The organism is Streptococcus sanguinis, assembly GCF_013343115.1.
Lineage (GTDB): Bacteria > Bacillota > Bacilli > Lactobacillales > Streptococcaceae > Streptococcus > Streptococcus sanguinis_H.
In genome coordinates this window covers 1,457,859-1,477,516 of sequence record NZ_CP054570.1, presented here as the reverse complement: position 1 = coordinate 1,477,516, position 19,658 = coordinate 1,457,859, and the positions used below count along the sequence as shown (strand labels likewise).

Genomic DNA, 19,658 nt, shown 5'->3' with positions numbered 1-19,658 from the left:
GATGAAAAAGATTGTATTTACAGGTGGAGGAACGGTCGGCCATGTAACCCTCAACCTTCTCCTAATTCCGAAATTTATCAAAGAAGGCTGGCAGGTCCATTATATTGGCGATAAGCATGGTATTGAGTATCAGGAAATCCAAAAGTCAGGACTGGACGTGACCTTCCATTCGGTAGCTACGGGCAAGCTTCGTCGCTACTTTTCTTGGCAGAATCTGCTGGATGGCTTTAAGGTCGTCTGGGGGATTTTCCAGTCGCTGGGCATTATGCTCAAGGTACGGCCGCAGGCCCTCTTTTCTAAGGGTGGCTTTGTATCTGTTCCGCCCGTGATTGCAGCCCGGCTGTCAGGAGTTCCTGTCTATGTTCATGAGTCGGATCTATCCATTGGCCTAGCCAATAAAATCGCCTATAAGTGTGCGACCAAGATGTATGCGACCTTTGAGCAAAGTTCCAGTCTGACCAAGATTGAGCATGTAGGAGCTGTGACCAAGGTCGGTAACCAAGAGTCAGTCCTACCGCAGGAACTAGAAGAAATTCGTCAGTATTTTGATAAAGAGCTGCCAACCCTGCTTTTTGTCGGTGGTTCTGCTGGAGCTAAGGTCTTTAATGATTTTGTTAGCCAGAATCAAGCTGCGCTGACCGAGCGTTATAACATTATCAATCTGACAGGCGATGCAAGTTTGGATGTTCTGTCTGACCGTCTCTTTCGCAGAGCCTATGTGACCGACCTCTACCAGCCTTTGATGGACTTGGCAGATGTAGTGGTTACTCGTGGCGGTTCCAATACAATCTTTGAGCTCTTGGCCATGGCTAAGCTTCATATTATCGTTCCTCTGGGACGCGAAGCCAGCCGCGGCGATCAGATTGAAAATGCGGATTATTTTGTGAAAAAGGGATATGCTAAGCAATTGGCGGAGGAACAGCTGGATATGAGCAATTTACAGACAGCTCTTGATGACCTTTTGGCGAACCAAGCTTCTTATCATCAAGCTATGCAAAATTCTCAGGAAATCAAGTCTGTAGATGAATTTTATGCTTTATTGAAAGCGGATATTGACAAGGGAAAGAAATGAGCAAGAAAAACAATGATGAGCCAAAGGAAGAGGTAAGTGAGCACCTCTCTGAATGGCAGAAACGAAACAAAGAATATCTTGAAAAGAAGGCTCAGGAAGAGGCCGGCAAACAAAAGGAGCTAGAAGAAGAGGAAGCAAAGGAAGCTGAGGACTCAATCGAAGGCGGAGAAATAGCTGAAGAGACGGAAGAAGATGACTCATTTTATGAAGAGGAAGAAATAGAATATTTGGAAGATGACTCATCTAAACCTGAGCTAGAGACCGAATTGAGCGAGAAAGAGCGCAAAAAACTGGAGAAACTTCAGAAAAAGGCAGAAAAAGAAGCTGCTAAGGTGCATATCTCAAGGGTTCATATTTATCGAGCACTGCCAGTTTTGCTAGGCAGTGGCTTGATTTTTCTCCTGTCAGTTTATTTTTTGACACCACTAGCGACTATGAAGACAATCAAATTTTCAGGGAATCAAATGGTCAGTCAGGAAGATTTGCTCAAAAGCAGTAAGATTGATGAGAAGGACTATACTTTAACAACCTTTATCAATGGCGGCAATCATATCCGCAATATGAAAGCGTCTAGTCCTTGGATTAACAATCTGGAGATGGCTTATCAGTTTCCGATTACTTTTCAGGTAAAGGTCAAGGAGTACGGAGTTCTGGCCTATCTGCATGAGGGTGGCCAGTATTATCCTATTCTGACAAATGGGGAGATTATTTCGGACCCGACTGCTGCAGATTCTTTGCCAGAAACCCATATTTCGATAGAGTTTTCAGATAAAAAATTGATTAAGGAATTTGCCCTTCAAATTGAAAAGGTACCGGCTTCGGTTAAGAAAAATATTAAGACAGTTCAGCTGACCCCGAGCAAGGTGACACCGGACTTGGTTACGCTGACCATGCATGATGGCAATAAAATTTTGGTACCAATTTCACATATTGCCAAAAAACTGCCATATTACAAGGGAATCCAATCACAGTTGGAAGAGGAAGTACCTAGTGTTGTAGATATGGAAGCAGGGATTTTTAGTTATGTTGAAGGAGCTCAAAACGAGTCGTCTTCTTCTGATGAAGAAAAGCAGAAAGCAGAAGAGGAATCGACGGGACAGCCAACAGAACAAGCGGCTGAGCAGGTGACAGAAAGTCAAGAACAAGAATCTGCAGAGCCACAAAATTCAACAGAAAACCCGGGAAATACCGAAAATCGCTAAATTATATGTAGAAAAACTGCGCATTTTCATTTTCTTTATGTTATAATAAAGCTTGGGTAACTCTAATTTTTAGCGTTATTAGTATAGACCGGAAACATGGAAGATAGAGAGGACTGGTGTAATGGCTAGAGACGGCTTTTTTACTGGATTAGATATAGGAACTAGCTCAATTAAAGTGTTGGTGGCAGAGCACATCAACGATGAAATGAATGTTATTGGAGTCAGCAACGCCAAAAGTGCTGGCGTTAAAGATGGAATTATTGTTGATATTGAGGCTGCTGCTGCTGCCATTAAGACAGCTATTTCTCAAGCAGAAGAAAAGGCAGGCATTTCAATTGGTTTAGTTAACGTCGGACTTCCGGCTAATCTCTTACAGATTGAGCCTACTCAGGGTATGATTCCTGTGACTAGTGATTCTAAGGAAATCACAGATACAGATGTAGAGAATGTTGTTAGATCTGCTCTGACGAAGAGTATGACTCCTGATCGCGAAGTGATTACTTTCATCCCAGAAGAGTTTGTAGTGGATGGTTTCCAAGGGATTCGTGACCCACGTGGTATGATGGGGATTCGCTTAGAAATGCGTGGTCTTCTCTACACTGGACCACGGACTATTCTCCACAACCTCCGCAAGACAGTGGAGCGCGCGGGAGTTCAGCTTGAGAACGTAATTATCTCCCCATTGGCAATGACTAAGTCAATCTTGAACGAAGGGGAACGTGAGTTTGGTGCAACTGTTATTGATATGGGCGGTGGCCAAACTACAGTGGCTTCTGTTAAAGGTCAAGAGCTTCAGTATACGAATATATACCAAGAAGGCGGCGACTACGTAACCAAGGACATCTCCAAGGTTTTGAAGACTTCGCAAAAGTTAGCTGAAAGTCTCAAGTTTAACTATGGTTCTGCTTATGTTCCTGAAGCTGGGACAGAATCTTTCCAAGTAGAAGTGATTGGAGAGATTGAGCCGGTTGAAGTAACTGAAAAGTATCTGGCTGAAATTATTTCTGCTCGTATCCAACACATTTTTGAGCAAATCAAACGCGATTTGGATAGAAGGCATCTCCTTGAGTTGCCAGGTGGCATTGTGATTATTGGCGGAGCAGCAATTCTTCCAGGAGTGGTTGAGTTGGCTCAGGAAGTATTTGGCGTAAATGTCAAGCTTTATGTGCCAAATCAAATTGGCATTCGCAATCCTGCTTTCGCACATGTTATAAGCCTGTCAGAGTATGCTGGAAACTTAACAGATGTGGATATGCTGGCTCAGGTTGCTGTTCATGGTGATGAGCAACTGCGCCATCGACCTGTATCCTTTGAGCGTCCTGCTCAGTCAGTACCACGCTTTGAACCTCAACCAGCTGATGAGATTCCTGAGGAGCCGGTCCAAGAAGTTCCAGTTGCCAGTGCCGATGTGCCAAACCAAGAACCCAAAACAGGTATTACAGATCGGATGCGCAACCTAATTGGCAAAATGTTTGATTAAGGAGAATACAGAGAATATGACATTTTCATTTGACGCTGCTGCTGCACAAGGCGCAGTAATTAAAGTTATTGGTGTCGGTGGAGGTGGCGGTAACGCCATCAACCGAATGATTGATGAAGGTGTTGCTGGTGTTGAATTCATCGCAGCAAATACAGATGTTCAAGCTCTTAGCAGTGCTAAAGCTGAAACAGTTATTCAGCTCGGTCCTAAGCTGACTCGCGGACTTGGTGCCGGAGGTCAGCCTGAAGTTGGCCGCAAGGCTGCTGAAGAAAGCGAAGAAGTCCTGACTGAAGCTCTGCAAGGAGCAGATATGGTCTTCATCACTGCTGGTATGGGTGGTGGATCTGGGACAGGTGCTGCTCCAGTAATTGCTCGTATCGCAAAAAATGTTGGTGCTCTGACTGTTGCGGTAGTTACACGTCCTTTCGGTTTTGAAGGAAGCAAGCGTGGAACCTTTGCAGTAGAAGGAATCAACGAACTTCGCGAGCATGTAGACACACTCTTGATTATCTCAAATAACAACCTGCTTGAAATTGTAGACAAGAAGACTCCGCTCCTTGAAGCACTCAGTGAAGCAGATAATGTTCTTCGCCAAGGTGTTCAAGGGATTACTGACTTAATTACCAGCCCAGGACTGATTAACCTTGACTTTGCCGACGTGAAAACAGTTATGGCAGACAAGGGTAATGCTTTGATGGGAATTGGTGTTGGTAGCGGTGAAGAACGTGTCATCGAAGCTGCTCGTAAAGCTATCTACTCACCTCTTTTGGAAACAACCATTGATGGTGCAGAGGACGTAATTGTCAACGTTACTGGTGGCCTAGATATGACCTTGATTGAAGCAGAAGAAGCTTCAGAAATTGTCAACCAAGCAGCAGGTCATGGTGTGAACATCTGGCTCGGTACTGCTATTGACGAGTCTATGAAGGATGAAATCCGCGTGACTGTTGTAGCTACTGGTGTTCGTCAGGACAAGGTTGAAAAGGTCAGCGGTATTCGCCAGACACCACAACCTACTAGTCCAAGCCGTCCGCAGCAAGTTGAGCCAAATCGCGAAGTTCGCTCAGGACAGTTTGAACGAAACTTTGATATGACCGAAACGGTTGATATTCCTGCTCCAACGCGTCAAAGAACGGACGCGCCTAAAGGTTCAGCCTTTGGTGATTGGGATCTTCGTCGCGAAGCGATTGTTCGTCAGGCTGAACCAAGTTCGTCAGCCCGCGTGGAACGCTATGCAGAAACTAATGAAGATGATGATGAATTGGAAACACCTCCATTCTTCAGAAATCGTTAATCTAAATCATGAATTTGCAGAATAATAAAGAGTTGGTCTTTCAATCCGTCGCTCAAGCGGCGGAGCAAGCCCAGCGTTTGAAAGATTCAGTAAATATCATTGCAGTTACCAAATATATTGACTGCGAAACAACTCAGGAGCTTGTTCGTACAGGTATTCAGCATATCGGAGAAAATCGGGTAGATAAATTTCTAGATAAATACCATGCTCTGAAAGATGAGAATCTGACCTGGCACCTGATCGGCAGTTTGCAGAGGAGAAAAGTCAAGGATGTGATTAACTATGTTGATTACTTTCATGCTTTAGATTCTGTGAAATTGGCCAAGGAGATTGACAAACGGGCTGAACATGTGATTAAATGTTTTCTGCAGGTGAATATTTCTAAAGAAGAGAGCAAGCATGGCTTTTTGATTGAAGAACTTGAAGTTGTCCTGCCTGAACTTGAAAAATTAGACAATGTTCAAATTGTGGGATTGATGACTATGGCTCCGTTTGAAGCTAGTCATGAGGAGCTGAACCAAATGTTTGAAAAGGCTCATCAACTACAAAAAGAATTAAAAAAGAAACAGTTAAATAATATGCCCTTTTCTGAATTAAGCATGGGAATGAGCCGTGATTATCCAGAAGCAATTGCCCATGGCTCGACCTATGTCAGAATCGGTACAGCATTTTTTAAATAGGAAAGAAATATGTCATTAAAAGATAGATTTGATAAATTTATAGATTATTTTACAGAAGATGGAGATGAGACTGAGGTTCAGGAGCAGACTGTCAGCAGACCTGCAGCGCCTGTTAAGCAGAAGCCTGAATTGGTTCAGCCTAAGCCAGTCAGAGAGAGCAAGCCAGCTCCTCGTCCGGTTGCTGCGGCCAAGCCACAGCCTAAACCACAGCCACAACAGAAATCTTCGACAGAGAATATTACCAGACTGCATGCACGTCAGCAGGAATTGGCTCAGCACCGTGCAAATGCGGATGAGAAGATTACGATTGATGTTCGTTATCCGAGGAGATATGAGGAAGCGACTGAAATTGTTGACTTGCTTTTGGCCAATGAAAGCATCCTGATTGACTTCCAGTATATGACTGAGGTACAGGCTCGTCGCTGTTTAGACTACCTAGACGGTGCGCGTTATGTCTTGGCTGGAAATTTGAAAAAAGTTGCAAGCACTATGTATTTGCTGACTCCGATTAATGTAGTGGTAAATGTGGAAGATATCCGCCTGCCAAACGATGTTGAAATCAGCGAATTCGACTTTGATATGAAGCGCAGTAGATAAGAGATATGTTATATTTTGTAATTCGTGCCATCTCTAATCTTTTCGATCTTTATAGCATTGCCTTGATTGTCTATGCACTTCTATCTTGGTTTCCAGGAGCCTATCAAACCAAATTCGGAGAGTTTCTAACACGAATTGTAGAACCGTATTTAAAACTTTTCCGCCGTCTTCCCTTGCAGTTTGCAGGGCTGGACTTTACCGTTTGGGTTGCAATTCTGGCTTTAAACCTTTTAAATCGTGTGGTCTTTTATTTAATAAGCGTCTTACTAATGTTATTATAATGAAAGATTTATATCAACATTTTTCGCATGAGGATCGAGAGTTTATTGATAGGAGTCTGGAGCTGCTTCAGCGGGTTCAAGATACCTATGCCTTTGAAACAACGTCTTTTCTGAATCCCCATCAGGTCTCAATCCTGAAGAATATTGGCAAGCAATATGATGTGCAAGTCTTTGCTAGTACGGATTTTTTTCCAAGTGAACTGGCAAGAGTTCTTGTGGCGCCTTCTTATTACCAACTGAATATGGATGATTTTGAATTGAGCTTGCTGGAAATTTCCTATGCAAGCAAATTTTATAAAATCAGTCATTCACAGATTATGGGCACTCTTCTCAATCAATTAGGGATTGAAAGACGGACCTTTGGTGATATTCTTGTGGTTGGAGAGCGCGCTCAGCTCTTTGTAGATAAGAGACTGGCCCAGTATTTTATAGATCATGTGTCTAAAATTGCAAAGATGCCTGTCAAACTAAAGGAAGTTTCCTTTGCAGAGCAGCTGAAAGAGCAGAAGCAGTCTGCCACCAGAGAAATTTTAGCATCTAGTCTTCGCTTGGACAAGTTGGTAGCCAGCACCTTTAAGTTATCAAGGAGCCAGGCTGCTCAGCTAATTTCTGGCAAGCATGTGAAAATGAACTATGCTGTTAATGACAATCCCAGCCAGCAGGTCGGGCTTGAAGACTTGATTAGCGTTAGACGATTTGGAAGATTTAAGGTTTTAAGAGAAAATGGTCTTTCCAAGAATGGAAAACATAAGTTAACCGTTGAATTATTAGCTAGTAAATGAGGAGGAACTATGACACTTACAGCATTAGAAATTAAAGATAAATCCTTTGGAACCAAGTTTAGAGGCTATGATGTTGAAGAGGTAGATGAATTCCTTGACATCGTTGTCCGTGATTATGAAGACCTGGTTCGTGAAAACCACGAAAAAGAAGCAAAAATTCGTAATCTGGAAGAACGTCTGACTTATTTTGATGAGATGAAAGACTCTCTCAGCCAGTCTGTTTTGATTGCTCAGGATACGGCTGAGCGCGTTAAAGTTGCTGCCAATGAGCGATCTACAAATATTGTCCGTCAGGCAGAGCAGGATGCGCAGCATTTGTTGGATGGAGCTAAGTACAAGGCTGATGAAATTTTGCGTCAGGCAGCGGACAATGCTAAGAAAGTAGCCATTGAAACAGAAGAACTGAAAAACAAAACACGTGTCTTCCACCAACGCTTGAAATCAACCATTGAGAGCCAACTCAGCATTGTGGATTCGTCTGAATGGGAAGAAATCCTGCGTCCGACAGCTACTTACCTGCAAACCAGCGATGAGGCCTTCAAGGAGGTTGTATCGGAGGTTCTGGGAGAAGAGGCAGTTGTCCGCGAGGAAGAAGCGGATGTGACTCGTCAATTTTCTCCAGAGGAAATGGCTGAGCTGCAAGAGCGCATTGAAGCTGCCAATCGTGAATTAGCTGCGACCCAAGCTTTTTCTCCGATCAGCGATGAAGATATAGAAGCTCACGCAGCTGAGGAAAACTTAGAAGCTGACCATCATGATGATGATACAAATGGGGAACAAAAAGTTCCAGTAAATATTTTATAATTTTAAAGAAGATAAGATTGTAAAAACACAGACCAAGCAAAATACTTTCAGCGAGCAGATGATGGTGAGAGATCTGCAGTCCATCTTGCTTGGGCTATCATTTTACAAAACTTTCGTCTGAAATCAGTAGGATGAGACGGCAGTCCACGTTACGGACAAAGAGGGGCAAGAGGAGCATCATGCTATTGTCTTGCCTAAACAAAGGTGGTACCGCGAATTTTCGTCCTTTTTGGAGAAGTTTGCGGTTTTTAATTTGTAATTAAAAAATAAAGAGGAATAGAATGAAACTGAAAGAAACACTCAATCTTGGGAAAACTGCTTTTCCTATGCGGGCCGGTCTTCCAAATAAGGAGCCAATTTGGCAGAAGGAATGGGATGAAGCTAAGCTTTATCAGCGGCGTCAGGAACTGAATGAAGGCAAGCCGCACTTTATCCTGCATGATGGCCCTCCTTATGCTAACGGGAATATTCACGTCGGCCATGCTATGAACAAGATTTCCAAAGATATCATTGTTCGCTCAAAATCTATGGCTGGCTATTATGCGCCTTACATTCCAGGTTGGGATACGCATGGTCTTCCAATCGAGCAGGTATTGGCAAAGCAAGGCGTTAAGCGCAAAGAGTTGGACTTGGTAGAATACCTCAACATGTGTCGGGACTATGCGCTTAGCCAAGTCGAAAAGCAAAAAGAGGACTTCAAGCGTTTGGGTGTTTCTGGTGACTGGGAAAATCCTTATGTAACCTTGACACCAGATTATGAAGCGGCTCAAATCCGTGTCTTTGGCGAAATGGCTAAGAAAGGCTACATTTACCGTGGTGCTAAGCCCGTTTACTGGTCTTGGTCTTCTGAGTCAGCTTTGGCTGAAGCAGAAATTGAATACCATGATTTGGTTTCTACCTCTCTCTACTATGCCAACCGCGTTAAAGACGGAAAAGGGGTACTGGACACAGATACTTACATCGTCGTATGGACAACAACTCCGTTTACCATTACTGCCTCTCGCGGTTTGACAGTTGGAGCAGATATTGATTACGTAGTCGTACAACCAGCTGGTGAATCTCGTAAGTTTGTGGTTGCTTCAGAATTATTGAATAGTTTGTCTGATAAATTTGGCTGGGCTGATGTTCAAGTTTTGGCTACCTACCGTGGTCAAGAATTAAATCACATCGTGACAGTTCACCCATGGGATACTGCTGTAGATGAACTTGTTATCCTGGGTGACCACGTTACGACTGACTCTGGTACTGGTATTGTCCATACAGCGCCTGGTTTTGGTGAGGACGACTATAATGTCGGTGTAGCTAATGGCTTGGAAGTATTTGTCACTGTTAATGAGCGCGGTATCATGATGGAAAATGCTGGTCCTGATTTTGCAGGCCAGTTCTATGACAAAGTTGCACCAACAGTTATTGAAAAGCTTGGTGACTTGCTCCTTGCTCAAGAAGAAATCTCTCACTCCTACCCATTTGACTGGCGGACTAAGAAGCCAATTATCTGGCGGGCAGTTCCACAGTGGTTTGCATCTGTTTCTAAATTCCGCCAAGAAATCTTGGACGAAATTGAAAAGGTTAAATTCCATTCTGAATGGGGTAAAGTACGTCTCTATAATATGATTCGTGACCGTGGTGACTGGGTTATCTCTCGTCAGCGGGCTTGGGGTGTGCCATTGCCAATCTTCTATGCCGAAGACGGCACACCAATCATGACGGCTGAAACCATCGAACACGTAGCTCAGCTCTTTGAGGAGCACGGCTCTATCGTCTGGTGGAAGCGTGAAGCAAAAGACCTTTTACCAGAAGGATTTACTCATCCAGGTTCTCCAAACGGCGAATTTACCAAGGAAACGGACATCATGGACGTTTGGTTTGACTCAGGTTCATCATGGAATGGTGTAGTGGTCAATCGTCCTGAGTTGACTTACCCAGCTGATCTTTATCTAGAAGGTTCAGACCAATACCGTGGTTGGTTCAACTCATCTCTTATCACATCAGTTGCTAACCATGGCGTAGCTCCTTACAAACAAATCTTGTCACAAGGATTTGCCCTAGATGGTAAGGGCGAAAAGATGTCTAAATCCCTTGGAAATACGATTGCTCCAAGCGATGTAGAAAAACAATTTGGTGCGGAAATCTTGCGCCTTTGGGTAACCAGTGTTGACTCCAGCAACGACGTTCGTATCTCTATGGATATCTTGAGCCAAGTCTCTGAAACTTACCGTAAGATTCGGAATACCTTGCGTTTCTTGATTGCCAACACCTCTGACTTTAATCCAGTTGAGGATGCTGTAGCTTACGAAGAGCTTCGCTCCGTTGATAAGTACATGACTATCCGCTTCAATCAATTAGTAGAGACTATTCGCAATGCTTATGCGGACTTTGAGTTTCTGACTATTTACAAAGCGATTGTCAACTTTGTGACCGTTGACTTGTCTGCTTTCTATCTGGACTTTGCCAAAGATGTCGTCTATATCGAAGCAGCTAAATCATTGGAACGTCGTCAGATGCAGACTGTTTTCTATGATATTTTGGTCAAGATTACCAAGCTGTTGACACCAATTCTGCCACACACAGCAGAAGAGATTTGGTCTTACCTGGAGCATGAAGCGGAAGAATTTGTTCAGTTATCTGAATTGCCAGAAGCTCAGACTTTCCCAAATCAAGAAGAAATCTTGGATACTTGGTCTGCCTTTATGGACTTCCGCAGTCAAGCTCAGAAAGCCTTGGAAGAAGCCCGCAATGAGAAGGTTATCGGGAAATCGTTGGAAGCACATCTGACTGTCTATCCGAATGAAGTCATCAAGACCTTGCTGGAAGCAGTCAACAGCGATGTGGCACAGCTTCTCATCGTTTCTCAATTGACGATTGCTGAAGGAACTGCTCCAGAAGGCGCTCTAGTCTTTGAAGATGTAGCTTTTGTCGTAGAGCATGCGCAGGGACAAGTCTGTGATCGCTGCCGTCGCATTGATACAACAGTTAAAGAGCGCAGTTATCAAGCTCTTGTCTGTGACCACTGTGCAGAAATTTTAGAAGAAAACTTTGTTCAAGCTGTCGCAGAAGGCTTTGAGAGCAAGTAAGTTTTCCAAAATAAAAAATGGCTTTGCCCTTTAGTGGTAAGCCGTTTTTTAGATAGATTGATTTGAAAATTTGTTAATTTAAAACTAAATTAGAAAAACCGAACAGTTGCATTTACAACTGTTTTCTGTTATACTACTTATAACTTAGGAGTGCTTATTTTAGCCAAAATGTTTTGGAGCTGAAAGAGCTCAGAGGAAGTCAGTTGCTGCAGAGCCTGACTGGCGTAGGAGTTTTCAAAGCCAATCAGTTGGTCATAGAGTTTGAGAGCCTGACTGCTAGGATAGAGCTCTTTGAACTTCTTATTTTGAGCTTTGGTCCTTTTGATAATCAAGCCTCTATCTTCCAGCTTTCCTAGAGAACGGCTGAGAGTAGTCTTGTCAATCTGCACCAGCTCTGCCAGTTGTGATTGGCTGAGGCCTTCATTTTCGACGATACGAATGAGCAGTAGAAATAAATTATTGTCTAGGCCGTAGTTACTGGCTTTCTGATTCATTTTCATCATAGCTTGTCTGGAAATAAATCCCATTTGTCGGAAAAGTTGACGGTAATCCATAGGAACTCCTTGATAGTTGCATTTGCACTTATTATACATTAAAAAGTTAGAGGAAACAAGTATGTGGTCTAGGAAAAAATTAATAGAGCTGAACCCGATAGAATTTTATCAAATCTTAAAATTGCGCATTGACACCTTTGTGGTGGAGCAGGAGCGCATCTATCATGAACTGGATGAGAAAGACCTAGAAGCAGTGCATGTTTACCATGCTAATAAACAAGGGGAAATTGATGCTTATGCCCGTGTCTTTGAAGAGGGAGAGCATTTGGTCTTTGGTCGAGTAGTCACAGCTCAGTCTGCACGAGGACAGGGCTTAGGAGGGCAGCTTATCAGAGAAATCTTGCAATTATGTGTTGAGAAATGGCCAGGAAAGGAAATTGAAATAGAGGCTCAGGTTCAGGTGGCTGCTCTCTATGAAAAGTATGGCTTCAAATCAGTTGGCCAACCCTTTATTTTTGAATCGACACCTCACATTACCATGATCTATAAACAATAAAAAAACTAAGGACAGGCCTTAGTTTTTACTGTTTCACAGGAATGGAAATTTCGATTAGATTATTAGCGTAAATCGTGCGGATAGCAGCTCTATCAATAGCATTTGCATCAATTTTTCTCTTCAAGAAAAACTCTCTAATTTTTTCGATTTCCTGTTCGCGTACAGCACGGTGCATGTTTGAAATCAAAATTTCATAGTGAAGAGGAGCTTGTGTAAAAACAACATCGCTGTTTCCAGCAGAATAAACTTCGACTAATATCGCATCGGTGCTTTCCAATTGGCTTTTGACAAGGTCAGCATGACTGTTTGTTGTATTAATAAGCTTCATACGATTTCCTCCTGCTTTATACCTGCTATTATTATAACATGTTTGCTATGAATTGTGAATGATTTCTTTAAGCTTTAAGTGTATTTTTCCAGGCTTGGATACCCCATTTATGGCTGCCGCGTTTGAGTGTTTCAATAGCTTCTTCGACTGGGAACCAGGCAAGCTGGTTGAAATCTTCCAGCGGTTTTTGGACTTCTTGGAAAGAGGTGACCTCATACAGGTAGGCTGGGTTGTAGAAATGGGTGTCGCGGTGGCGAGAGTAAAAATATTCATCAGCCTGTCCAAGATAGCGTCCAAGCTGGGCTGTGAATCCAAGTTCTTCCATCAGCTCGCGTTCAAGCGCAGTCTGATGGTTTTCCCCCTCTTCAATCTCTCCACCGGGCAGAAACCAAGCTCCATTAGGCGCCTGGACCAAAATAATCTTTTCTTTCTTTTCATCTGGGATAACGGCATAGACTCCGTAGCGGGTCACATATTCTACATTTGCTTCCTTTTCACCAAAGGTTGGATTTGTCATTCTAATATCCTCAATCTCTAGTCAGTTTACTATCTATCATAATGGACTAAGGACCAGCTGTCAAGAATTTACTCGGTTTATTGGACAGAAAAAGAATGATAGTCCTTGAAAGAAATCCCCTTCAAATAATAAATTCCTTCCTCCGACCGTTTAGAAAACTCTTCTTTATAGGAATGGTAAAACATTTTTAGAAGAAATTGTTATAATAGGAGCGAGGTGGTTTTATGACAGAAAGCAGACTTTTTAAAATCCTATATCTTCTTTTAGAGCAGGGCCGCACAACAGCTCCCGAATTGGCCTCACTATTTGAAGTATCCATTCGGACCATCTATCGAGATGTGGACAAGCTGAGTTTGGCAGGAATCCCTATCTATTGTAGCCCAGGCAAGGGCGGGGGTATTTTTCTGATGAAGGATTTTGTCTTAGACAAGGCTTTGTTTTCAGAGTCTGAGAGGGATGAGCTATTAGCTGCTCTTCAAGACTTCCAGATTTTAACAGATGGCGAGCAAGTAGAGACCCTGTCTAAGCTACAGTCCTTGTTTCAAGTTCAGGCAACTTCCTGGCTGGAGGTGGATTTCACTGACTGGCGCAAAAAAGCAGATCAGAAAGAACTGTTTGATACTATTAAGCAGGCAATCTTGCAAAGAAGAGTCTTGTCTTTTTCTTATTTGAATGGGCGGGGAGAAAGAGAGCAGCGCAAGATAGAGACGCTGAAGTTAGTATTTAAAAGCCAAAACTGGTATGTTGCTGGCTTTTGTCGTTTAAGACAAGCTCCGCGCTTTTTTAAACTCAGCAGAATGAGAGACTGTCAGATGTTAGAGGAAAGATTTAAGCAGAGAGTCTTGGATGAGAAATTTAGCCCTGAGGAGCAGCTAAGAGATTCTGTAAAAGTCATTTTGAAATTTGACAAGAAACATGCCTTTCGGGTGTACGAGGAGTTTTCAGAAGCAGAGATAGAGGAGACTGATGGGGGCCTTTATGTCGAAACGCATTTGCCGAGTCACGATAGTCTTTATATCTACTTGCTATCCTTTTTGGATGGAGTTGAAATCCTAGAGCCGCCTCGGTTACGGGAAGAATTCAAAGAAAAGTTAAAAGCCATTGCCGATATTTATAAAAGCTGACAGAGGTTGTCAGCTTTTCTTTGCTATACTGTTTGTAGTAAAGAAAGGAGGGCTCTCTCATGAAATATGAATGGAGAAAAGCCAATCTTGAATTATATCAAATCAAGTCTAAACCCTGTCTTATAGATGTTCCTGCCCAGTCTTTTATCATGATTGACGGCAAGGGCAATCCTAATGCTGCTGACTTTTCGGAACGAGTTGGTGCTCTGTACAGTTTAGCCTATGCAATCAAGATGAACTACAAAAAGACAGCGGCCGAGCAAGAATTTACTGATTTTACAGTCTATCCCTTGGAAGGACTTTGGCAGCAAGAGCAAGCAGGAGAACTCATTAAAGAAGAATTGATTTATACCATTATGCTTGGGCAGCCGGACTTTATCACTGAAGAGATGGTGAAAAAGGCCCTGGAACAAGTCCGTGTCAAAAAGCCTAATCCTCTCTATGACGAGATTCGTTTTGAAGAAATGACGGAAGGAGAGTGTGTCGCCATGCTGCATCTGGGTCCTTTTGACGAAGAACCTCAATCCTTCACTAAAATGGATGCCTTTTGCCAGAATCACCAGCTGAAACGGATTTCACACACTCATAGAGAAATCTATCTCAATAATCTGAATCGGACAGACCCTAGCAAGCTGAAAACAATTCTGCGCTATAGGGTTCAGAAAAATCAATAAAGAAATAGAGCAGAAAACTAATTGTTTTCTGCTCTATTTTGTCGAAAATTATTTTTCTTCTTGTGATGAATTAACGGACTCTGTGCTTTCAGTTTTCTTGGCTGACTTGATGAGAATCTTGCCATTGCTGGTCATGATAGCTTTGAGCTCTTTTTCGCTTGGATTTTCCAGATAAAAGTCAGTAATAGCATCTTCAATATGGTCCTGAATGGTACGGCGCAGTGGGCGAGCACCCATTTTTGGATCGTAGCCCAGGTCAACTAATTTTTCTTTGACTTTCTCTGTAACATCCAGATGAATGTCGTTGGTTGCCAAACGTTGATTGACATCGTCCAGCATAAGGTTGACGATTTGCAGCAGATTGTCCTTGCTGAGCGCCTGGAATTCGATAATGCCGTCAAAGCGGTTCATAAACTCAGGACTGAAGAAGTTGCCCAATTCACCCAAAACGGAGTTAGTGCGGCCTTCACGCGCTGCTCCAAAGCCAACGCTGGCTTCAGCTTTGCCAGTTCCGGCATTGGATGTCATGATGATAATGGTGTCCTTGAAGCTGACAGTCCGGCCTTGACCATCGGTCAGGCGGCCATCATCTAGAACCTGCAGGAACATGTGCATAACATCGGGATGGGCTTTTTCCACCTCATCCAGCAGAATGAGTGAGTAGGGATTGCGGCGGACGCGCTCAGTCAATTGGCCAGCTTCATCATAGCCGACATAGCCCGGAGGGGCACCGACCAGTTTGGCCACGCTGTGTTTTTCCATATATTCACTCATATCAAAGCGAATCATGCTGTCAGCCGAGCCAAAGAGCTCAATGGCTAGTTGCTTAGACAGCTCAGTCTTACCGACACCAGTTGGTCCGACAAAGAGGAAGCTGCCGATTGGGCGATTAGGACTTCCTAGCCCGACCCGGTTGCGGCGGATAGCCTTGGCGATCTTATCCACAGCATCGTCTTGGCCGATGACATGAGCCTTTAAGTCACTGGCAAGATTGACTAGTTGAGACTGTTCTTTTTCTTTGAGGTCGCCAACTGGGATATTGGTCTTTTGCTCTACGATATGCTCAATCGTTTTCTCGCTGATAATCGGAGTATCCTTGTCTAGCACACTTGTCTGCTGGAGTTCCTTGTACTTGGCAATCTGGTCGCGGAAGTAAGCTGCTTTCTCGAAATCTTCGTCACGAGTCGCCTGAGCCTTGAGGTTTTCGGCCTCAATCAGACGTTGGTCAATGACCTTGGGGTCAACAAAGTTGAGGGTCAGATTCATCTTGGATCCAGCCTCATCCAAGAGGTCAATAGCCTTGTCTGGCAAGAAGCGATCTTGGATGTAGCGGTTGGAGAGAAGCGCAGCAGCTTCGATGGCCGCATCTGTGTACTTGACGTGATGGTAGTCTTCGTATTTTTTCTGAATCCCTTTGAGGATGGTAATGGTTTCTTCTACCGTCGGCTCGTCTACCTTAACGGGTTGCATACGGCGCTCCAGTGCAGCGTCCTTCTCAATGATACGGTATTCATTGAGAGTGGTTGCTCCGACCATCTGGAGTTCTCCGCGAGCCAGAGCTGGTTTGAGAATGTTCCCAGCGTCCATATTGCCATCGCCAGCTGAGCCTGCTCCGACAATTTCATGGATTTCATCAATGAAGAGAATGACATCCTGACGAGAACGAATCTCATCAATGAGCTTCTGCATTCTCTCCTCAAATTGGCCACGGATACCAGTTCCCTGTACTAAGCTGACAACGTCTAGGCGGATAACCTCCTTGCCTTGGAGTTTATGAGGCACATCACCATCGACAATTTTCTGGGCCAGACCTTCCACCACGGCTGTTTTTCCGACTCCTGGCTCTCCTATGAGAACAGGATTATTTTTGGTGCGGCGGTTAAGGATTTCAATGACACGGACGATTTCTTCATCACGGCCAATAACAGGATCAATCTCGCCTCGGCGAGCCAACTCAGTCACGTTGATACCAAACTCTTCCAGCAGGCCTTTTGGCTTTTGCGGACTTGGCTGAGGCTGACCACCCTTGCTAGGATTTGAACCGTAGCCGCCACCGCCTCCATAGGCTCCGCCAGATTGGGTGGGAGGAGTAGTTGGTTCCTGAGGATGTTGGAAATTGCTGAGGCTGTTGAAGAAGTCATCGATAGGATCTGTTCCGTGATTGTTGGCATTAGCAATTCCGCCGAACAAGGAATGTTCAGGGTCTGTTTTCATGATTTGGTAGCAGTTTTGACACAAATCCACCTGCTGTTTATGGCCATTTACGTTGGTATAAAGGTGAATCGTAGATTCATTGATTTTACAATTTTGGCAAAGCATGCAGATACCTCTTTTCTTTTAGTGTGCAAGCTATTTATAGAAATAATTAAAGGTCAAAAATAGTCAAAGTTTTATAGTTTCATTATATCAGTATTCTCGAACTTTGCAAGAATTTACTACAAAATCCTCCCTTAGACCGAGCAGAATGAAAACAAATTCTTGAAAAATTACAAAAAATAGGCTTTTAGTGGTATTTCAGTCGCTATTTATGGTAAAATAAGAGGGAACTAAGTAAATAGGAGAAACAAAATGGAATCACATTTAGTTAGAATTATTAACCGCTTAGAAGCTATGGCTAAGGATGGCGGAAATTTGAAACGTAATTTTGAGCGTGAAGGAGTTGTTGTAGCAGAAGTAGCTTACAGTTACGATGAAGAAAACGGCTCTGTCTTCACCTTGCGTGATGTCGCAGCGCGTGAAACCTATACTTTCGACAGCATCGATTTGATTGCAATGGAAATTTATGAATTACTCTACTAAAAAGCACTTAGCTGCTTTTTATTTTTACCCTTTTTATCTTATTTTAAAAGAGATAGAAATGATTCAGTAGGGCTGAAAATTTTACCACTAGCTGCCAATGAATCCCTACCTTATAACCTTATATAAGAAAAAGTTATAGGCTGGGCACAAATTTTTTTGGTATAATGAAAAAGATAATGAAAAAGAAATGAGAATGACATGGCCCAGATTATTGATGGTAGAGGTTTGGCAGAGAAGCTTCAGAAAAAATTAGCCGAAAAAACGGCTCGCCTCAAAGAAAAGACAGGTCAGGTACCGGGCTTGGTAGTGATTGTGGTGGGAAATAATCCAGCCAGTCAAATCTACGTACGTAATAAAGAGCGCTCAGCCTTGGCTGCTGGCTTTCGGAGTAAGGTAGAACGTCTGCCAGAAGCAACCAGCCAGGAAGAGCTCTTGAGCTTGATTGAAACCTATAATCAAAATCCTGACTGGCATGGGATTTTGGTCCAGCTGCCCTTGCCTGACCATATCGATGATGAAGCTGTGCTGCTGGCCATTGATCCAGACAAGGATGTTGATGGCTTTCATCCGCTTAATATGGGCAAGCTATGGAGCGGTCATCCGGTCATGATTCCGGCTACTCCTGCGGGCATTATGGCAATGTTCCATGAATATGGCGTTGAACTGGAAGGCAAGCGAGCGGTTGTCATCGGGCGGAGTAATATTGTTGGTAAGCCCATGGCTCAGCTCCTTTTAGCTAAGAATGCGACAGTGACTCTGACGCATTCACGGACCCACAATCTAGCTAAGACTGCTAAGCGGGCAGATATTTTGGTGGTGGCTATCGGACGTGGACATTTTGTGACCAAGGACTTTGTCAAGGAAGGAGCTGTTGTCATTGATGTCGGTATGAACCGAGATGAAAATGGCAAGCTGATTGGCGATGTTAAGTTTGATGAAGTGTCTGAAATTGCTAGTCTGATTACCCCTGTACCTGGAGGTGTTGGACCTATGACCATTACCATGCTGATGGAGCAGACCTACCAGGCCTTTAAACGGAGTCTTGAATCATGAAATTTGTTTTTGATTTGGATGGGACCTTGTCCTTTGATTATATGACGATTGATGAGGAGATTAAGCAGGTCCTGCTGACGGCTCCTCAGTTTGGGCATGAAGTTCTGTTTGCTTCGGCGCGCTCCTATCGAGATTGTCTGGGACTATTAGGTTCGGAATTGAGTCAGCAGATAGTGATTGGCCTGAATGGCGGAGTAGCTTATCAGAATGGACAGCTGATGTTTGAGCGTCAGCTGCATCAGTCAAGTTATCAAGCCATTTTAGATACTTGTTTGACCTATAATTTGCCTTTTTTCGTTGATAATACCTTTGACTACAGCGGCCAGATTTTAGAAAAAATCCCTTTTATTGCCAGTGTAGATCCTCTCAAGCGGGCAAGACGGCTGGAACTGGCTGAACTCCAGCATCCTATTAAGGTCGTTATTTACATGGGGAATCATGAGCAACTCTTAGATGATGTACAGGCTCGTTTTGCAAGCTTGCCTAATCTAAGTCTAGACTATCATGAACATGAGAAATGTTTTTATATCAATCCGGCTGAAACCAATAAAGCTTCAACTGTAAAGGAACTCTGCGGTTCGGATTATGTGGCTTTTGGTAATGATCAAAATGATATCCAGCTCTTTAAGAATTCTCTCTACGCTGTGCAGGTTGGGGATTTCCCAGGCTTGAGCGATTATGCGGATGAGCAGGTTGCCTTTCAGGAAAATTTACCCAAGGCAGTCGCAGCAAGAATCTTACAAAAATTTGCAGATTTTCGGGAAAAATAACTTTCTTATGATACGAGGCATCTGTTTAGGTGCCTTTTGGTGTATAATGAAGATAGGTTTGAAGTGCAGGATAAAGT

20 protein-coding genes are annotated in these 19,658 nt (G+C 43.4%); 16 read left to right on the top strand and 4 right to left on the bottom strand.

The window, feature by feature from the left end; translation table 11 throughout:
• The first annotated feature begins 1 nt into the window (after nucleotide 1).
• The 10 genes from FOC72_RS07015 to ileS all read left to right on the top strand — a co-directional run bounded on the left by FOC72_RS07015 (nucleotide 2) and on the right by ileS (nucleotide 11,266).
• On the top strand, nucleotides 2-1,072 hold the full coding sequence (locus FOC72_RS07015; RefSeq protein ID WP_002896173.1) for a UDP-N-acetylglucosamine--N-acetylmuramyl-(pentapeptide) pyrophosphoryl-undecaprenol N-acetylglucosamine transferase: 1,071 nt from the start codon (nucleotides 2-4) through the stop codon (nucleotides 1,070-1,072).
• Nucleotides 1,069-2,274 carry a cell division protein FtsQ/DivIB gene (locus FOC72_RS07010; RefSeq protein WP_002896171.1) on the top strand — a complete coding sequence of 402 codons (1,206 nt, stop codon included), beginning with the start codon at nucleotides 1,069-1,071 and terminating at the stop codon, nucleotides 2,272-2,274. Before FOC72_RS07015 ends, FOC72_RS07010 begins: the two co-directional genes overlap by 4 nt.
• A 121-nt stretch (nucleotides 2,275-2,395) precedes the next feature.
• Entirely contained in the window at nucleotides 2,396-3,754 is a 1,359-nt protein-coding gene (ftsA, locus tag FOC72_RS07005) for a cell division protein FtsA (protein WP_002896169.1), read from the top strand.
• 16 nt (nucleotides 3,755-3,770) lie between these two features.
• Nucleotides 3,771-5,048, top strand: coding sequence for a cell division protein FtsZ (gene ftsZ, locus FOC72_RS07000; protein WP_032908876.1), 1,278 nt, complete (start codon nucleotides 3,771-3,773; stop codon nucleotides 5,046-5,048).
• 8 nt (nucleotides 5,049-5,056) lie between these two features.
• A complete protein-coding gene (locus FOC72_RS06995) occupies nucleotides 5,057-5,728 on the top strand; it encodes a YggS family pyridoxal phosphate-dependent enzyme (RefSeq protein ID WP_002896166.1) in 672 nt (223 codons plus the stop codon).
• 9 nt (nucleotides 5,729-5,737) lie between these two features.
• Complete coding sequence (locus FOC72_RS06990; RefSeq protein WP_002896164.1) at nucleotides 5,738-6,325, top strand: cell division protein SepF; 588 nt, start codon at nucleotides 5,738-5,740, stop codon at nucleotides 6,323-6,325.
• A gap of 5 nt (nucleotides 6,326-6,330) precedes the next feature.
• Nucleotides 6,331-6,606: a YggT family protein gene (locus FOC72_RS06985; protein ID WP_002896162.1), complete on the top strand. Its 276-nt coding sequence runs from the start codon at nucleotides 6,331-6,333 to the stop codon at nucleotides 6,604-6,606.
• A complete protein-coding gene (locus tag FOC72_RS06980; protein WP_032914325.1) occupies nucleotides 6,603-7,388 on the top strand; it encodes a YlmH family RNA-binding protein in 786 nt (261 codons plus the stop codon). The genes FOC72_RS06985 and FOC72_RS06980 overlap by 4 nt, the downstream gene beginning before the upstream one ends.
• Nucleotides 7,389-7,397: 9 nt before the next feature.
• Entirely contained in the window at nucleotides 7,398-8,192 is a 795-nt protein-coding gene (locus FOC72_RS06975) for a DivIVA domain-containing protein (RefSeq protein ID WP_002896159.1), read from the top strand.
• Between the two features lie 281 nt (nucleotides 8,193-8,473).
• Nucleotides 8,474-11,266, top strand: coding sequence for an isoleucine--tRNA ligase (gene ileS, locus FOC72_RS06970; protein WP_002896156.1), 2,793 nt, complete (start codon nucleotides 8,474-8,476; stop codon nucleotides 11,264-11,266).
• 137 nt (nucleotides 11,267-11,403) lie between these two features.
• Here the strand turns inward: ileS and FOC72_RS06965 are convergent, their stop codons facing one another.
• Nucleotides 11,404-11,859 (bottom strand): MarR family winged helix-turn-helix transcriptional regulator, encoded by a 456-nt coding sequence (locus tag FOC72_RS06965; protein ID WP_002896154.1) that lies wholly within the window; start codon nucleotides 11,857-11,859, stop codon nucleotides 11,404-11,406.
• A gap of 22 nt (nucleotides 11,860-11,881) precedes the next feature.
• Between FOC72_RS06965 and FOC72_RS06960 the strand changes: the two genes are divergently transcribed.
• Nucleotides 11,882-12,316, top strand: a complete 435-nt coding sequence (locus FOC72_RS06960; RefSeq protein ID WP_002896153.1) for a GNAT family N-acetyltransferase — start codon at nucleotides 11,882-11,884, stop codon at nucleotides 12,314-12,316.
• Between the two features lie 25 nt (nucleotides 12,317-12,341).
• On the opposite strand, the gene FOC72_RS06955 is transcribed toward FOC72_RS06960, so the two are convergent.
• Complete coding sequence (locus tag FOC72_RS06955; RefSeq protein ID WP_002896152.1) at nucleotides 12,342-12,644, bottom strand: DUF1827 family protein; 303 nt, start codon at nucleotides 12,642-12,644, stop codon at nucleotides 12,342-12,344.
• Nucleotides 12,645-12,711: 67 nt separating this feature from the next.
• Nucleotides 12,712-13,161, bottom strand: a complete 450-nt coding sequence (locus FOC72_RS06950) for an NUDIX hydrolase (RefSeq protein ID WP_002896150.1) — start codon at nucleotides 13,159-13,161, stop codon at nucleotides 12,712-12,714.
• A gap of 224 nt (nucleotides 13,162-13,385) precedes the next feature.
• Between FOC72_RS06950 and FOC72_RS06945 the strand changes: the two genes are divergently transcribed.
• Together FOC72_RS06945 and FOC72_RS06940 are read left to right on the top strand one after the other, a co-directional pair.
• The gene (locus FOC72_RS06945) at nucleotides 13,386-14,285 is read left to right on the top strand and encodes a helix-turn-helix transcriptional regulator (RefSeq protein WP_002896149.1); all 900 of its coding nucleotides are present in this window, start codon (nucleotides 13,386-13,388) and stop codon (nucleotides 14,283-14,285) included.
• A 59-nt stretch (nucleotides 14,286-14,344) separates the two neighbouring features.
• On the top strand, nucleotides 14,345-14,959 hold the full coding sequence (locus FOC72_RS06940) for a GyrI-like domain-containing protein (RefSeq protein ID WP_002896148.1): 615 nt from the start codon (nucleotides 14,345-14,347) through the stop codon (nucleotides 14,957-14,959).
• Nucleotides 14,960-15,007: 48 nt separating this feature from the next.
• On the opposite strand, the gene FOC72_RS06935 is transcribed toward FOC72_RS06940, so the two are convergent.
• On the bottom strand, nucleotides 15,008-17,278 hold the full coding sequence (locus FOC72_RS06935) for an ATP-dependent Clp protease ATP-binding subunit (RefSeq protein WP_002896147.1): 2,271 nt from the start codon (nucleotides 17,276-17,278) through the stop codon (nucleotides 15,008-15,010).
• Nucleotides 17,279-17,527: 249 nt separating this feature from the next.
• On the opposite strand from FOC72_RS06935, the gene FOC72_RS06930 reads away from it, so the two are divergent.
• The 3 genes from FOC72_RS06930 to FOC72_RS06920 all read left to right on the top strand — a co-directional run bounded on the left by FOC72_RS06930 (nucleotide 17,528) and on the right by FOC72_RS06920 (nucleotide 19,581).
• A complete protein-coding gene (locus FOC72_RS06930; protein ID WP_002896146.1) occupies nucleotides 17,528-17,758 on the top strand; it encodes a DUF1797 family protein in 231 nt (76 codons plus the stop codon).
• 198 nt (nucleotides 17,759-17,956) lie between these two features.
• Nucleotides 17,957-18,811: a bifunctional methylenetetrahydrofolate dehydrogenase/methenyltetrahydrofolate cyclohydrolase gene (locus FOC72_RS06925; protein ID WP_002896145.1), complete on the top strand. Its 855-nt coding sequence runs from the start codon at nucleotides 17,957-17,959 to the stop codon at nucleotides 18,809-18,811.
• On the top strand, nucleotides 18,808-19,581 hold the full coding sequence (locus tag FOC72_RS06920) for an HAD hydrolase family protein (protein ID WP_002896144.1): 774 nt from the start codon (nucleotides 18,808-18,810) through the stop codon (nucleotides 19,579-19,581). The genes FOC72_RS06925 and FOC72_RS06920 overlap by 4 nt, the downstream gene beginning before the upstream one ends.
• Nucleotides 19,582-19,658 lie beyond the last annotated feature (77 nt).

Bases quoted from the DNA above. Each gene is read 5' to 3' on its own strand.
- FOC72_RS07015 (WP_002896173.1), top strand. From the start codon at position 2: ATGAAAAAGATTGTATTTACAGGTGGAGGAACGGTCGGCCATGTAACC.
- FOC72_RS07010 (WP_002896171.1), top strand. From the start codon at position 1,069: ATGAGCAAGAAAAACAATGATGAGCCAAAGGAAGAGGTAAGTGAGCAC.
- ftsA (WP_002896169.1), top strand. From the start codon at position 2,396: ATGGCTAGAGACGGCTTTTTTACTGGATTAGATATAGGAACTAGCTCA.
- ftsZ (WP_032908876.1), top strand. From the start codon at position 3,771: ATGACATTTTCATTTGACGCTGCTGCTGCACAAGGCGCAGTAATTAAA.
- FOC72_RS06995 (WP_002896166.1), top strand. From the start codon at position 5,057: ATGAATTTGCAGAATAATAAAGAGTTGGTCTTTCAATCCGTCGCTCAA.
- FOC72_RS06990 (WP_002896164.1), top strand. From the start codon at position 5,738: ATGTCATTAAAAGATAGATTTGATAAATTTATAGATTATTTTACAGAA.
- FOC72_RS06985 (WP_002896162.1), top strand. From the start codon at position 6,331: ATGTTATATTTTGTAATTCGTGCCATCTCTAATCTTTTCGATCTTTAT.
- FOC72_RS06975 (WP_002896159.1), top strand. From the start codon at position 7,398: ATGACACTTACAGCATTAGAAATTAAAGATAAATCCTTTGGAACCAAG.
- ileS (WP_002896156.1), top strand. From the start codon at position 8,474: ATGAAACTGAAAGAAACACTCAATCTTGGGAAAACTGCTTTTCCTATG.
- FOC72_RS06965 (WP_002896154.1), bottom strand. From the start codon at position 11,859: ATGTATAATAAGTGCAAATGCAACTATCAAGGAGTTCCTATGGATTAC.
- FOC72_RS06960 (WP_002896153.1), top strand. From the start codon at position 11,882: ATGTGGTCTAGGAAAAAATTAATAGAGCTGAACCCGATAGAATTTTAT.
- FOC72_RS06955 (WP_002896152.1), bottom strand. From the start codon at position 12,644: ATGAAGCTTATTAATACAACAAACAGTCATGCTGACCTTGTCAAAAGC.
- FOC72_RS06950 (WP_002896150.1), bottom strand. From the start codon at position 13,161: ATGACAAATCCAACCTTTGGTGAAAAGGAAGCAAATGTAGAATATGTG.
- FOC72_RS06945 (WP_002896149.1), top strand. From the start codon at position 13,386: ATGACAGAAAGCAGACTTTTTAAAATCCTATATCTTCTTTTAGAGCAG.
- FOC72_RS06940 (WP_002896148.1), top strand. From the start codon at position 14,345: ATGAAATATGAATGGAGAAAAGCCAATCTTGAATTATATCAAATCAAG.
- FOC72_RS06935 (WP_002896147.1), bottom strand. From the start codon at position 17,278: ATGCTTTGCCAAAATTGTAAAATCAATGAATCTACGATTCACCTTTAT.
- FOC72_RS06930 (WP_002896146.1), top strand. From the start codon at position 17,528: ATGGAATCACATTTAGTTAGAATTATTAACCGCTTAGAAGCTATGGCT.
- FOC72_RS06925 (WP_002896145.1), top strand. From the start codon at position 17,957: ATGGCCCAGATTATTGATGGTAGAGGTTTGGCAGAGAAGCTTCAGAAA.
- FOC72_RS06920 (WP_002896144.1), top strand. From the start codon at position 18,808: ATGAAATTTGTTTTTGATTTGGATGGGACCTTGTCCTTTGATTATATG.